This window comes from Mariniflexile fucanivorans (assembly GCF_004341235.1).
Classification (GTDB): Bacteria; Bacteroidota; Bacteroidia; order Flavobacteriales; family Flavobacteriaceae; genus Mariniflexile; species Mariniflexile fucanivorans.
On record NZ_SLUP01000004.1, the window covers coordinates 206,280 to 221,285 of the forward strand.

The 15,006-nt window shown below is 32.3% G+C and carries 14 protein-coding genes; 2 read left to right on the forward strand and 12 right to left on the reverse strand.

The annotated features are described in order from the left end of the window. Nucleotides 1–140 precede the first annotated feature (140 nt). Genes EV196_RS10090 through EV196_RS10100 form a run of 3 tightly spaced genes read right to left on the reverse strand, consistent with a single transcriptional unit; the run spans nucleotide 141 to nucleotide 4,634 of the window. Nucleotides 141–2,867 carry a T9SS type B sorting domain-containing protein gene (locus EV196_RS10090; RefSeq protein WP_132217635.1) on the reverse strand — a complete coding sequence of 909 codons (2,727 nt, stop codon included), beginning with the start codon at nucleotides 2,865–2,867 and terminating at the stop codon, nucleotides 141–143. A 26-nt stretch (nucleotides 2,868–2,893) separates the two neighbouring features. Further along, the gene (locus EV196_RS10095; protein WP_132217636.1) at nucleotides 2,894–3,718 is read right to left on the reverse strand and encodes an ABC transporter permease; all 825 of its coding nucleotides are present in this window, start codon (nucleotides 3,716–3,718) and stop codon (nucleotides 2,894–2,896) included. Nucleotides 3,719–3,737: 19 nt separating this feature from the next. Further along, complete coding sequence (locus tag EV196_RS10100; protein WP_132217637.1) at nucleotides 3,738–4,634, reverse strand: ABC transporter ATP-binding protein; 897 nt, start codon at nucleotides 4,632–4,634, stop codon at nucleotides 3,738–3,740. Nucleotides 4,635–5,048: 414 nt separating this feature from the next. On the opposite strand from EV196_RS10100, the gene EV196_RS10105 reads away from it, so the two are divergent. After that, entirely contained in the window at nucleotides 5,049–6,110 is a 1,062-nt protein-coding gene (locus EV196_RS10105; RefSeq protein WP_132217638.1) for a hypothetical protein, read from the forward strand. A gap of 6 nt (nucleotides 6,111–6,116) precedes the next feature. Here EV196_RS10105 and EV196_RS10110 read toward each other — a convergent pair whose 3' ends face one another. From EV196_RS10110 to EV196_RS10130, 5 genes are all read right to left on the reverse strand, one after another. Further along, on the reverse strand, nucleotides 6,117–6,635 hold the full coding sequence (locus EV196_RS10110; protein WP_132217639.1) for an IS1096 element passenger TnpR family protein: 519 nt from the start codon (nucleotides 6,633–6,635) through the stop codon (nucleotides 6,117–6,119). 37 nt (nucleotides 6,636–6,672) lie between these two features. Next, entirely contained in the window at nucleotides 6,673–7,695 is a 1,023-nt protein-coding gene (locus EV196_RS10115) for a COX15/CtaA family protein (protein WP_132217640.1), read from the reverse strand. Between the two features lie 76 nt (nucleotides 7,696–7,771). After that, nucleotides 7,772–8,134 carry a four helix bundle protein gene (locus EV196_RS10120; protein WP_132217641.1) on the reverse strand — a complete coding sequence of 121 codons (363 nt, stop codon included), beginning with the start codon at nucleotides 8,132–8,134 and terminating at the stop codon, nucleotides 7,772–7,774. Between the two features lie 7 nt (nucleotides 8,135–8,141). Further along, nucleotides 8,142–9,578: a CCA tRNA nucleotidyltransferase gene (locus tag EV196_RS10125; protein WP_132217642.1), complete on the reverse strand. Its 1,437-nt coding sequence runs from the start codon at nucleotides 9,576–9,578 to the stop codon at nucleotides 8,142–8,144. Between the two features lie 55 nt (nucleotides 9,579–9,633). Next, nucleotides 9,634–10,194 (reverse strand): L-threonylcarbamoyladenylate synthase, encoded by a 561-nt coding sequence (locus EV196_RS10130; RefSeq protein WP_132217643.1) that lies wholly within the window; start codon nucleotides 10,192–10,194, stop codon nucleotides 9,634–9,636. A gap of 114 nt (nucleotides 10,195–10,308) precedes the next feature. Between EV196_RS10130 and EV196_RS10135 the strand changes: the two genes are divergently transcribed. Then, complete coding sequence (locus tag EV196_RS10135; protein ID WP_132217644.1) at nucleotides 10,309–11,067, forward strand: lipopolysaccharide kinase InaA family protein; 759 nt, start codon at nucleotides 10,309–10,311, stop codon at nucleotides 11,065–11,067. Nucleotide 11,068: 1 nt separating this feature from the next. On the opposite strand, the gene EV196_RS10140 is transcribed toward EV196_RS10135, so the two are convergent. From EV196_RS10140 to EV196_RS10155, 4 genes are all read right to left on the reverse strand, one after another. Further along, nucleotides 11,069–11,827 carry a glycosyltransferase family 2 protein gene (locus EV196_RS10140; RefSeq protein ID WP_132217645.1) on the reverse strand — a complete coding sequence of 253 codons (759 nt, stop codon included), beginning with the start codon at nucleotides 11,825–11,827 and terminating at the stop codon, nucleotides 11,069–11,071. Nucleotides 11,828–11,861: 34 nt separating this feature from the next. After that, nucleotides 11,862–12,962 (reverse strand): CDP-glycerol glycerophosphotransferase family protein, encoded by a 1,101-nt coding sequence (locus EV196_RS10145; protein WP_132217646.1) that lies wholly within the window; start codon nucleotides 12,960–12,962, stop codon nucleotides 11,862–11,864. Nucleotides 12,963–12,966: 4 nt separating this feature from the next. Beyond that, nucleotides 12,967–13,962, reverse strand: coding sequence for a Stealth CR1 domain-containing protein (locus tag EV196_RS10150; protein ID WP_132217647.1), 996 nt, complete (start codon nucleotides 13,960–13,962; stop codon nucleotides 12,967–12,969). A 107-nt stretch (nucleotides 13,963–14,069) separates the two neighbouring features. Further along, nucleotides 14,070–14,885, reverse strand: a complete 816-nt coding sequence (locus tag EV196_RS10155; protein WP_132217648.1) for a 2,3,4,5-tetrahydropyridine-2,6-dicarboxylate N-succinyltransferase — start codon at nucleotides 14,883–14,885, stop codon at nucleotides 14,070–14,072. Nucleotides 14,886–15,006: the final 121 nt, after the last annotated feature.

Below are 15,006 nucleotides of genomic sequence, written 5' to 3' on the forward strand. Positions count from 1 at the left end.
AGATTTTTTTTCACTTTGCTTTATTTGGGTATAAAAACGATGTGCTATTGAATTAAGTAGTTTTTGAAAATTATGTAAATTTCAGATGAAATGAAAAAAAAAAGGTGGAAATACAATTTTAACTGTTTTCGAGTAAAAATCTATCTTTTTAAAGTAAAATGATTTTTATAAATTCTACCATCTTGAAGTTTTACCGAGAACCAATAATCATCCACTGGTAATTGTCTTCCGTTCAATAAACCATTCCAACCTTCACCTAAAGGTGTTAATTCTTTTATTAGCTTACCGTATCTATCAAAAATATAAACTTTAGTGTTTGGTTGAAACATGCTAGATACGCCATAAACTTGCCATGTATCGTTATAACCATCACCATTGGGAGTGAATACTTTTGGAAACCCGATAACCGATATTTTGAATGGTTGGGTAGTGCCGCAATTATTTTTAATATCTTTTACAGAAACTGAATAAAATCCTGGTTTTACGTTTTCAAAAATGTTACTACTTTGAAAATCAGCATACACGCTATTGTTTTCGTCTAGTAACCTGTATTCATAAGTGCCCTCGCCAGAAGCTAATACGGTTACCGTATTGTTTTGCGAAGCATCTTTTATTACAATATCATCAATAGTTGCTATGTTTGATGCTTGCACGGTAATAATTTTGTCTTTGCTACAGCCATTTGCATTGGTAACGGTTACGGTGTAAGTTCCTACTTGGTTAATTTCAATGTTATAAGTGCTATCACCAGTAGACCAATAATAGGTGTAATTGGTTGGATCACTGTTTATTATATCGGCATTAATGTTTATGGTTTCTGGAAACTTGTTTAAGCAATAATAGGTGGAGCTTGATGGGTTTATGTTTGGCAATTTGTTAACGGTCAAAATAACTTTAAGAATACCAAAGCAACTGTTTGCGTTTTCTACTCGGGCGTAAATAGTTTGACTGTATGGATTTGTATTTGTAAATGTTGTATTTAAACTGTTTTGTTCAAAAAGTGCATCATCAAATGTTTTATAGTAAGTGATGGCATATAGAAAATTGTAGGTTGCTTGTATTTCAGAGGTAACTGTATCAAGGTTGAAAGCATTTATACCATCTTCAGAGTCTAACTCATCGCATAAAGGTGTGGGTGTAAAATCGGCTATTTGTGTAGTCGTTACATTTAGTGAAAGCAAAGATGTATCATAACATCCTGTTTTTTCATCAAAAACTTTAGTGTAAATAGGCCTTGGGTTGTCAGCATTAAAAGAGTAAGAGTTAATGTTGGTTATTTCATCAGTCAAAGCTATATCTCTATAGAATTTGACTAAAAGACCTGTAACGTTTCCTGTTAAATAACTAGTTGCTTCGTTTAAATTAAACCTAGTAAAACCGCCAACAACAGTATCTTCATCACATTGTGTTAACGTATAGTCGTATGCCACGGGGTTTCTGTTATAAGTAACAAAAGCGACACCTTCAAATGTGCTGTCACAATCACCTGTATTAGGGTCTATAAATACTTTGTAAAAACCATCTTCTGTAACTTCTAAGTTAGGACTAGTTTCAGATAAAGGAACATCATTACGAGACCAAGTATAGGTAGCGCCTGGAATGACATCAGACTTCAAAGTATAGGTGTCTCCATCACATAAAAACAACTCGGTAGATTCGATTGTTGAGGTCTTTCTTATAATATCAATTTTCTCTGAAAAAAAGGAAGTTATAAAAGGTGGTAATCCTTGTCTTGAATTGTTGCTTAATTGGAAACTATTGTTTGTGTAGTTACAGGCGGCTCCAATGTTATTTGGTGCATTTATAACTGATAAATAGGGTAAACCTTGACGGTAAGTGGCATTCATAGCTCTGTAAATTTTACCGTTAGGGCCTAATTGAAGTCCGCCTCTATAAGTGACTCTATCATCAATTACAATTTCACTAGCACTTATGTTTGGTGACGTTAAGTTGTACTGAAGCAAAGCACCATATTGAGCAGAACTATTATTTTGGTCATCACTATCTGTTTCCAAATAGGTTGTAATATAGAGCAATTCATTATTTTGAGAAAATTCAACCCCATATGGAATTTGCCGACTGAATCCATTATGCGAAAAATTAATAGCAATAGGGGTTTCGTTACTTACCATACCAGTGTTTTTGTCAAAATCATAAATATACAATCCAGATGAAGCATTTGCCGATACAAGTTTTGTGCCATCTGGCGATAGTTTTAAATAGCCTCTGGCATCATCAATAAATGTTGAAAAGGTAGAAATTATAGGTACTGTGTTTAAACCAGTAGAACTAACCTCATAAGCATAAAAAGTATTAAATTGACCTGTAATTAATGGCGCATACGTAATAACCCAAATGGATTGTGTTAAACAGTCTTTTAATACAGCGGTTACTTTTTCTGAGCTTTCTTCAAGCAGATTATCGTTTTTTAAAGTAACATTTCCTAGGCCACCATTTAAACTCAAATCAACTAAGGAGTAATTAAAGCCGTAATTTACGTCGCTATTACTTGTAGATGTATCAACAGTGAATATGTAATATATATTGGGGTCCTTTGGTTTTGGCACTACAATGGCAGATTGCGTGCTTGAAGGGTCTCCAAACAGCCCAAAGCCATTAGGCATCATTGTGTGGTTTTTGTTCCAAACGGTTACACCATCTGTATAAAATAATAACTCGCCATTGGCGTCTGAAATGGTTGTACAGCCTTCAATGGTGCTCAATTTTCCGTTTATTAACTCGGTAACAGTGCCGTCTGGATTAAAGCTAATACCAGCATTATCGCCAAAATACCAATTGGAGGCTTCCTTTTGAGCGAAACAAAAAATGGTACTAAAAAAAGCTAATATTATTAAGGGATTTTTCATTGTAGATCGCAAAGCAACCAAAGATATCACAAATCTCGCTTTTTTAATAATCTGTACGATAAAAAGATGAATAAGGCAGTCCAAGCTAGCACGATTGCTATTTCGTAAGAATGTACGGCGTAGTCGTAAACTAAATTTGTTTTATCAGGAAATTTAGTCATAGCAATGCGTTGGAAGGGTTGGTCTATAAGTTTATACATAGATTTTAATGGGAAGAAATTCTGAATTTTTTCAGCGGTATCCGAATTAAATTTCCATGCAAAAAGTCCGAAAATTATCCATTCCAAAATATAAAGTATGAATAAAAAAGCCAACGCAAAAGCTGAACGTTTTACTAGCATACCAAAGAATAAACACAGACTAAAAAAGCCAACAAGCTTAACAAAGTAGGCTATTAAAAAATTAGTTTCTATAAAGATGATAGAAATTTCATTGTAACTAGAATAATATAAACCAATACAAAGGGAAATGATGCTAATTAACACCGTTGAGATGAAAGAGAAAAATACAATGGTATAAAATTTAGAAAGTATAAATTCCTTTTTACTTAAACCATCAATTAGATTTTGTTTTAAGGTTTTGTTACTGTATTCGTTGCCAATCATACTCACCACCACAATAGCGAAGAAAAATTTGAATTGTGAAGCGAAAAACGTGGTTAAATGCCAGATTATTGGGAAGTTGAAAATACCTAATTCACCTAATTCCAAAGTAAAAAAACCAAATACATTTATTTTTAGTGATGATAAAAGGATAACAAAAAATGGGAGAATAAAGGATATGAAAATAAGAACTTTACTGGTTCTATTAAGCAAAAGTTTTTGTAATTCTAAATTTAAAAGTCTGAACATGTCAATGATTTTGGTTGCGTTAGTTCTTATCGGTTAATTGCAAAAATTGTTCTTCCAAACTTTCTTTACGCTGCACTAAATGGGTGAGAATAATGCCGTTTTCGAATAGAAATTTGTTGAAATCGTCCGATTTCATGGGTTCATTTAAAAATGCGGTTACTAAGGTGTCTTGCACTTTTATTTTCCCAAAAACGGAATTGTTCTGCAATAGTTTTACTAGCGTATCTTGGTTGTTGCATTTTAATTCAAAAAAACCATGGCTGGAAATCATTTCATCTACTCTGCCTGAGTATAATTTTTCACCTTTACGAAGTACCACCACGTGCGAACATACTTTTTCAACTTCATCCAATAAGTGAGAAGCTAGTAAAATGGTAGTGCCTTTAGCTGCGATTTGTTTTATGATTTCCCGAATTTGGTGAATTCCTTGTGGGTCCAAACCATTGGTGGGTTCGTCTAAAATTAAAATTTCTGGGTCGTTAAGTAGGGCAGAGGCAATGGCCAAACGTTGTTTCATACCTAATGAGTAGGTGCTGAATTTGCTGTTTTTTCGTTCTAAAAGCCCAACAATTTCCAGTTTTTCGTCAATTTTACTGTAATCGACGCCTTTAATTTTACAAACAAGTTTTAAGTTTTGGGTAGCCGTCATATACGGGTAAAAGTTGGGGCGTTCAATAATAGCTCCTACTTTTTTTAATGCGTGGTGTGTTGTTGTATTGCCATCAAACCATTTAAAATCGCCACTGGTTTTATTTACAACATTTAATACGATGCCTAAGGTGGTCGATTTTCCGCTACCATTGGGTCCTAAAATACCATAAACATTGCCTTTATTTATGGTAAACGATAGCTCTTTTACAGCGGTTAAATACCCGAATTTTTTGGTGAGGTTACTAATGGTTAGTATGGGTTCCAAATTGAAATGTTTTTTTTGTAGAATAAAAATCTACTTTTGATTAGTTACTAAAGTATGACGATTGTTCTTATATTTTGTTACAAGTTTGTTAAATAATATTGTTTTGCTAATGTTTTTTTGCGTGGGGATTACTCATGTTTTTCAATTGTAAAATTGAAATCGAGAATGCGACACATTTGCAATGGAAACCCTTTTTTAACTAGGATAAAAACTAGTTTATGTAAAAGTAAAAATTTGGCCGATTGCTTTGTTGTGTCTGCTCGCAATGTCGTTTTAAAAAGATTGTAATGGAAAGACCGACCCGGTTCCTGAACTTGTTTCAGGATAAAGGTAACGCCCAAAACGGTAAATTTAATTTTGAGTTGTTATTGAATTTACTAGTAAAAAGGTTTAAATTTGAATAAGATTTAATTTATGCAAGATTTAAAAATTTCAAAAAGAAAACCGTCGTACCCAATTTCGGCTGAGCTAAGCGACTATTTAACGGAATACAGTAGAAATATAAAACTTCCTGTTTTTTATGATGATTTATTGCGTTTTCAAGGCTCGATTGTGGTGTATGATAAAGATGATAACGACACGTTGTGGATTCGTGTTTACTACAATGAATTTGAAAGACAGGAAATAGAGCTGTCGTTGAAGAAGGTTTATACCATTTTACATTCTGATGGTAATGAAGATACGGTTCCATTTTTAAGTGTAGATGCAATTGATTATTGTACGTTTGGAAATTCGAAGCCTTTTAGAATAAAAATCAGAAATATATTAAATGATAATTTCACTTATTTCTACATTAAAACCGCCGATGCCTCTAGAATTTATGGATTGGAATTAGAGCATATTTTATCGCCCTATAATTTGAATTTTTTAGTTTATAAAGACACGTTAATAGAAGAACATATTGCGGGAATTCCGGGAGATGAGTTTATTCAAAATTTTCTTCCAAAATGTGATAAATCTGAAAAATCTCAAATCGCTAAAGAATTTGTGAAATTTAACGAGCGTTGTATGATTAGGCTTTTGGGCGATATGCGTTCATATAATTATGTTATTGTTCCAACGCACGATTTTGATCAGGTTGTCTATAAAATTAGAGCTATTGATTTTGATCAACAATCATACGAAGGTAAATTTAATATTTACAGACCACAGTTTTTTAAAGAGAATATGAAAATGGTTGAGTTGGTTTCTGAAACGTTTCAAAAACTATCGATTGACCAATATAAAATTGAAGAACGCTCTATTTTGGTGAAGCGATTTAAAAGTTATTCAACTAGAATACACAGGTTGTTGGACTGTATGGCTGTTGATACTATTTCAAAAGATGAATACGTGAATTTGTTAAAACGCACCATATACGATTATACAAAAGATGAAAAGTTTAAGAAATGTAAAAATATGGGCGAAATATTAATAAACGCCTTATCATATTTAAATCAGAACTACGAAAATGTAAAGCCAAAAAGCTATATGTAATTGGGTTTAATTCCAGTTTTCGTCAAAATCCAAACCGTCGTAATCTTCTATGTCTAAATCGTCTTCAAACTCGTCAAAATCGTCGTAGTCATCATCGGCATCAAATATTTTTTCTGGAGCTTCATCGGGTATTTGCCCATGTACAAACATTAAGTTAGGATAATCGACATCTTGGTTTTCTTCAACTATTTCAGCTAATTCTACAAAAAACGTCCACATACTTAAAAAGTCGTACACATAAATAAGTCTTGGTTGAAGTTCATGAACCACATCGTTAATGGTGGTTTCACTCATTAAACGCGCAGATGCTTCACCCTCACTTAAATCGAATAATGAAATTTCTTCACCTTGATCCCATTGGTTATTACTTAAATAAAAGGAAGCCATTTCTGTACCATCAAATCCAAAGGATTGGGTAATAATGTTATGTAAATCTTCAAGGGTGTCGGTTTCACGAATTTCTAAATCGCGAAACACATCATCGTCAACATCGTTATCAAGTATAACTCTAAATCTGTAAATCATGGTAAAAAAATATTTTGCAAATGTATGTTTTTTTATATTATTTAGAAAAACGATGTAAAGTAAATATCATGGCACTTAACAAGAAAAATGCGCCCACTTGGTGAACTACACCCAACCATACGGGAACGTTTAATAAAATAGTAAAAACACCTAGTAAAAATTGAATAAATACAATAATTACTAGACTATTTATACCGTTAGATTGTATTTTAGTAAGACTCATTTTTTTAGATTTTTGCCAAATAACAAGAATAAATATTACCACGATATAAGCGAGCGTTCTGTGTACAAATTGCACACCACTTTTCCCTTCAATAAAGTTTTTGTATAACGGACTTTGCTCTATATAGACAGTTTCGTGCATAAATTTGCCTTCACTCATCATGGGCCAGTGGTTATGTATAAAACCAGCATCTAAACCAGCAACGAATGCACCATAAATAATTTGAAGCATTAAAATGGCTAATCCCCAACGGATGAGATTTCTAAATTTGATATTAATTGTTTTTTCTTTTGGGAATATTAAATCTAAAGCAACCCAAAACGTGTATGCAAAAGTTACAAAGGCAGTGGTTAAATGTGCCGCTAAACGGTAGTGACTAACGTCTGGATTATCTACCAAGCCGCTTTTTACCATATACCAACCCATAAACCCTTGAAATGCACCCAAGCAAAGTAAAATGATAGATTTTTTAATGGTAGGTTTTGTAAGTTGTTTTTTAAATAAAAAGTATAAAAATGGGATTAAAAATACTAACCCAATCATTCTACCAATAAAACGGTGTAACCATTCCCAAAAATAAATATCTTTAAAATCTTCAAGATTAAAATGGTTGTTAAGTTTTTGGTATTCAGGGTATTGTTTGTATAGATCGAAGGCTTCGTGCCATTCGGTTTCATTCAAAGGAGGCAGTGTTCCTGAAATTAATTTGTAGTTTGAAATTGACAAACCAGAATGTGTAAGCCTGGTAATACCGCCTACTACTACCATTATAAAAATAAGAAAACATCCTGTTAATAGCCAATAGATTACTTTTTTGTTGTTTTTTGTTTTTTTCACAGTTTCAGAGTTTCAGAGTTTCAGAGATTCAAAGTTTTAAAGTTTCAGAGTTTCAAAGTTTCAGAGATTTAAAGTTTTATGCTTTAATTTTTTTAATGAAACTGGTTAACATTCGTTCAATTTCTCTTGTATTTTCATAAAGTTTCTTGAAATTATCCTCTTTCAAAAACTTTAAATTATAAGCTATTTCAATTTGTGTTTGTAATTCGAATAAAGAACTTAGAGCAATATTTAAGAATCTTAAATAATCTTTTAAACCGTCTCTTCCATAGCCTTCCGCAATATTACTTGGAATTGAAGTAGCCGAACGTTTAATTTGAGAAGTTAAAGCGTACAACTCATCTGAAGGGAATGTTTTAACTTCTTTAAAAATTTCGGTAACTAAAGTCATAGATTTCTGCCAAATAAGTAATTTTCTAAACGTATTATTGTTTTCCATGTTACTTTTATTCTTTGTTGCTTTGCAACTTTGATGCTTCTAACCCCAATCGTTTTCCTTCCTTAAGCATTAAGTTAAAAGCAGCCTCATAATCGTTTGGGATGTCGCCTTCTAAAATGGCTTCTTTGATGGTTTCTTTAATAATTCCTATTTCTTTTGAAGGTTTTAAGTTGAAGGTTGTCATAATTTCTTCTCCCGATATTGGTGGTTGAAAATTTCTAACATGGTCACGTTCTTCTACTTCAACAATTTTATCTCGGACAATTTTAAAGTTGTTATGGTATTTATTGAATTTTTTAGGGTTTTTTGTGGTTATGTCTGCCTCACATAAGGTCATTAAATCATCAACGAATTCACCAGCATCAAACACTAATCTACGAACAGCAGAATCGGTTACTTCTTCATTAGCCAGTACAATAGGTCGAGAACTCATAAACACCATTTTTTGTACAAATTTCATTTTCTCATTCAATGGCATTTTTAATCGTTTAAATAAACGATACACCATTTTAGAGCCTTCAAACTCATGCCCATGAAAAGTCCAGCCCACTTTTTTACTGAATTTTTTAGTTGGTGCTTTTCCTATATCATGCAATAAAGCAGCCCAACGTAGCCATAAGTTATCGGTGTTTTTTGCAATATTATCAACCACTTCTAAGGTGTGGTAAAAATTATCTTTATGGCGTTGTCCTTCAACTTCATCAATACCTTTTAAAGCAATAAGTTCTGGTAAAATATGCTTTAATAAACCTGTTCGCTCTAAAAGTAAAAATCCAATAGAAGGCGTTTCACTTTCTATAATTTTATTAAGTTCTACAACAATGCGTTCGTTGGTAATAATTTTAATACGCTCACTATTTCGGGTAATAGCGTTTAATGACTCTTTTTCAATAGTAAAATTAAGTTGCGTAGCAAACCTGATAGCACGCATCATGCGTAAAGGGTCATCACTATAAGTAATGTCTGGATTTAATGGCGTACGGATTATTTTATTTTCTAAATCGGTCGTGCCATTAAAAGGATCGAGTAAATTGCCAAAATTTGTTTCACTTAAATCTAAAGCCAAAGCATTTATGGTGAAATCACGACGGTTTTGGTCGTCTTCTAAAGAGCCATTTTCAACTGCTGGATTTCTACTATCTTCAGTATACGATTCTTTTCGAGCACCAACAAATTCTACTTCAATATCATCATAGAGAAGCATGGCAGTTCCGTAGGTTTTAAAAACCTGTACATTTGGTTTGTTAGGAAGGTTTTTCGCAACTTGTTTGGCAAGCTTAATACCATCGCCAATAGCCACTACATCAATGTCTTTAGCGGTGCCACGTTTTAAAATAAAATCGCGTACAAAGCCGCCAATAACGTAACTATCTAAATTTAATTCTTTAGCAGATTTCGATATTATTTTAAAAATGGGATGTTGTAAAGCTTGTTTGTAATTCATATTCTTACAGTAAATTCGCAAATTATTTTTTCTTTGAATTTATTATGCATTTATTTTACTCACGGATAATCTTCACAACGCCACTATTACTCAATTTTATAATGGAAGATGGTTTGCTGCAAATTTTTTCGCGTTGCAAATTTACAACATAGTCTACACCTTTTAAAATGGCTGGTTGTATTTCTTTAAATGAATTTGGGGTTGGAAAACCACTAATATTTGCAGATGTTGAAACAATAGCGCCATTAAGTCTTCTACATAGTTGAAAACAAAATTCGTCATCAGGAATTCTAATGGCTATGGTGCCATTTTCAGCTATTAAATTTGAAGCTAAATTTTGAGCCTCATCATAAATGATGGTGGTAGGTTTGTCAGTAACATCAATAATGTTTAGAGCTACAGCGGGGATATTTTTCACATATTTTTTCAGCATTCTATCATCGGCAACTAAACAAATTAATGCTTTGCTATCCACGCGTTCTTTTAGTTTGTAAACTTTATTAACAGCTTCTTCGTTAGTAGCATCGCAGCCAATTCCCCAGACAGTATCGGTAGGGTAAAGAATTAAGCCACCAGTTTTTAAAATTTGTAATGCTTTATTTATTTCTTCAATCATTTTATGAACCTTATATTTGTAACGCTGCAAATTTACAACAGAAAATTAATATGATTTGTTTTTAAATTGAAGTAGATTGCACGACATTATTTTTTATGAGCTTATATTATTTGAATGAAGGAAATAAAGGTTTTTAATAACGGATTAAAAGACGACTTTAAAGAGAGGTTAACTGGCGTAATTCATGGTTTTGATACATTTGAAGGAGGTGTGGGCAAACGTAATGTTATTAAAATAATTCCTGTTGAAGGTGTGAACTTAAATATTAAAGCCTTCAAAATTCCGAATGCCGTAAATAAAGTAGTGTATAATTTTTTTAGAAAAAGCAAAGCACAACGCTCATTTGAATATGCCAATAAGTTAATTGAATTAGAAGTAGGTACGCCAAAACCAATAGCATATTTCGAATATAAATCGTTATTTATGTTCAATAGAAGTTTTTATGTAAGTGAACAGTTGGATTGTGATATGACTTACAGAGAACTTACAAAAGATTTTACCATTCCAGATTATGATAACATTTTAAGGGCTTTTACCAGATTTACTTTTCATTTGCACCAAAAAGGCATTCAATTTTTGGACCACTCACCAGGAAATACCCTAATTAAAAAAAACGGTAATACGTATGATTTCTTTTTAGTTGATTTAAATAGAATGAAATTCGGCCCCATGGATTTTGAAACCAGAATTAAAAACTTTGCACGTTTAACAATTCATAAATCGATGGTTGAGGTTATGAGCGATGAATATGCAAAATGCTCTGGTGAAGATTATGATACAATTTTTAATTTAATGTGGCATGAAACTAAGGCGTTTCAGGAAAAATTCCATAAAAAAAAACGACTTAAAAAGAAGTTGAAAATTAAAAAATAGATTAAGAATTTAGTTTCCAAAGTCTATACAGCTTCACGTATTTTAAAAACGTAACATTATACGTTTGAACACAAATAATAAAACCGTTTAAACCATCTAAAAAACCCAATCTTAAAAAATAGGCTTTAAAAAATGCCCAAGCAGGTCTGTAAATTATTTTCCAAATAGACGATTTTTTACCAAATTTATAATAAGCTCCGGCAGCAATGGTTGAAAACCGTTCTACTTTTAAATTGTGATCGGAATAATCACGATAAATCCAATGAAGTAAATCGCCTTTTAGTTTTCCTGCTTTCAACCCTTTTTTTAAAATATAGCAATCATGCGGATTGATGCCTTTCCATTCGCCACTTTCTTTTTTGAATAATCGCATTTTTTTATCAGGATACCAATCAGAATGTTTAATCCACTGGCCACAATAGTTGTTCAATCTGTTACAGTAATAACCATCAAATTCCCAATTTTCTTTAACCTTTAAAATACTGGTTTTTAAAGTTTTAGAAAGTGCTTCATCCCCATCTAGCGATAAAATATAATTGTAGTTGGCTAAAGAAACTGCGTAATTTTTTTGTTCAATATAACCTTGAAACTTATGTTGAATAAAGGTGACGTTGAAAGCTTTACAGATTTCGGGTGTTCTATCAGTTGAAAATGAATCTACTACAATAATTTCATCAGCAACAGTGGTTAATGAACTTAAACATTTTTCTAAATGTTCATCTTCATTATATGTTATGATAACAGCTGAAAGTTTAATCATTATAAGTAGGTTTATTTATTGGAATTAAAATACTTTATTGGTTTTTAATAGTGTAGTGCTTGTCAAAACTTTTTAATGTAAAATACCCTAAGCGCTTTCTTATTTTATATTTACGGAGTAAGTTAAGCGGCTTGCTTTTTAAGTAATTTTTGTCTTTATGCAAAAATGAAATACAAGCATCAACAACACGTTTGCTTGATTTTCCATCGCTGTAAGGATGCAAGTTATTAATGTAGCTTTTTATTTTATTAAGTAATTCTTCCGACGGATTTAGAGCTGTTTTAAAAGCATTTTCAATGGCGCTTGCCTCTTCAATATTTATTAAAAAATCTTCGTGGACTTTATGTTTGAAAGTTACAACAGGTTTTTTTTGAAGCACAAATTCCTGAATGGCAGATGTGGTGTCAGCAAAAAGAATATCGGCTTTTAAAAACAGCGGTGTTAAGTCGGTAGTATCAAAAAACGTGAAATTTTCATTGGTTAGCGATTGCCATTTTTTTATAATATGTATTGGCAATTTTGGATGCAAAACCATTATGAATTTATAATTATTTGAGTTTGAAAGTCTCTTAATTTCATTGAAAACGGCATCATTATAAGCTAAACTTAAACGTTCGGTAAAAGTTGAAGCAATCATGATAATTGGAAGTTGCTGGGTGTTTTTTTGTAATATTTCTCTATTTTTTTCTAAAGGAAACATGGGGTCTACTTTACTCCAGCCAGTTTCTATAACTTCAAAATATTTTAATTCTTTGGAAAGACGTGTGAATTCAGTAGTGGTACTAGGACCTTGAGTGCAATACAAATCAAAAAAACCACGAATTCTGAAATGATAAAACCCGCCATTTTTTAAAGGCCTCTTTTTGGCAAAAAAACCATGAAATATTTGCACTTTTAGACCTGTTATAAAATCTGGAACATCATCCGTTGCAGCTAACACAATGTCGGGTTTGTAATCAATTACATCTTGGATACTTCCAAGTAAATTGGTTTTGTTTTTGAGTGCCTTTTTGCCGTTATCTAGGTCGCTAAACCATTTTACAGTATCGCCACGACTTATAATTTCTTGCTCCAATGGATTTCCAATAGGTACCGCGTAGCTGTAAGATATGTAAATTAGAAATTTGTATGGCATAACTTTATCGTATCTTTTTGTCTAACCAATTTAAAATGTATTCTTGGGTTTTGCTATCAGCCATTTCTAAGCTTTGAAACGTAATAAATAGCATATTTTTGTTAATGTCATACAAAAATAATTTTAACTTAACCATAAAGAAGCTTTTGTAAGATCTAAAATAAGTTAATTTCGTTTGTGGTTTATAATGAAAGGTATTGTTTTTAATTTCTAGATGGTTTGCAAGTGTTTCTGTAATAAATTGATGGTTGTTATCTCTAAATTTATAGGCGATATTATCTTTCAGAAGCTCATTTTTATCAGAAAAAAAGTCAATAAGTATGGATTTTCTCATTGAAACTGGTGTGTGCAATCTTTTTAGAAACCTATTTCTGCCATCATTTGCCAATTTTGCACCAATTTGCATCGATTTACGTAACGTGCCTTTCTCTCGTCTTTTTTTGTCTTTTTCAGAACTAAAAAAACGATAATACATGGCTTTTAATTTTAAATCTTCATAATATTTTTCCCAGACACCTCTTAAAACGGGAAGTCCATCAATAAAGAAATCTTCAACGGTAGCATTTTTCAGAATGAAGAAATCATCATTAAAAAGTACATAATGTTCAGAAAGATTAGGGATACGATGTAATAGTGAAATAATAGAGGTTGAATTAAAGCATGGTAGAAACTCTTCGTAATCACGAAACAATATTTTATGGTCAATTATTTCCAAATTAACGCCAGATAATTTACCCAATGCTTTTAAACTTTCAAAAGCATCGGGTATTTGTTCATCTGTTACTAAGTATATATTTTTGAAAAAAGGAGCGTATTTTATGATAGATTTAATGGCGATATTTATTTCGCCAATAGAATTAAACCGAACGCTTTCTTTTTTTTTACTGAAATCTATTTTTACTGCTAAATGCTGGTTTATTTTTTCCTGCCATTTTTTGTCGTTGCCATTTACCCACGGAATGACTGCATCAAGTTGAATGTTATGATTTTTTTCTTTCATCTATTAGCGCATTTAGAGTTGTCATTCATTTCTACAACTTGTTGGCAGAGGTTAAAAAACTACATTTTCAAATTTATAATTAAAAACTGCGACTATAATCTCCATTTTTAAACCGCTACATCATTGTCACGAAGGGCGTTGTTTAACGATGTTTTTTTATCGGTACTTTCTTTACGTTTTCCAATAATCAGCGCACATGGTACTTGGTATTCTCCAGCAGCAAATTTCTTGGTATAGCTTCCGGGAATTACTACAGAACGTGCGGGAACTCTACCTTTCATTTCAATTGGTTTATCACCCGTAACATCAATAATTTTAGTGCTCATGGTTAACACCACGTTGGCACCTAAAACAGCTTCGGTTTCAACATGTACGCCTTCAACCACAATACATCTTGAACCTACAAATACATTATCTTCAATAATAACAGGAGCAGCTTGTAAAGGCTCTAATACCCCTCCAATACCAACACCACCTGATAGATGTACGTTTTTACCAATTTGAGCACAACTTCCAACAGTAGCCCAAGTATCAACCATAGTACCTTCATCTACATAAGCACCAATATTTACATAACTTGGCATTAAAATAGTACCTGGAGATAGGTAAGAACCTTGTCTTGCAGAAGCACCCGGAACCACACGAACACCTTGCTCCTTGTAATTGGTTTTTAAGGGCATTTTATCGTGATATTCAAAAATACCAGCTTCTAAAGTTTCCATTTTTTGAATAGGGAAGTATAAAACAACGGCTTTTTTCACCCATTCGTTTACTTGCCATCCACCTTCAATAGGCTCAGCAACTCTTAACTTTCCTTTATCTAAAAGTTCGATAACCTCTCTAATGGCAGAGGTTGTTTTTTCTTCTTTTAAAAGATCTCTATTATCCCAAGCTTGTTCTATGGTTTGTCTTAATTCGGTCATTTTTGTGTTTTATTTTTTGGCAAATATAATACCTATCTAATAAAAAACAGGAAAGATACATGTATTAATCCAAATTTTGAAAGTTATAAAGGATACCGTTAATCGGCAACATATCGATATT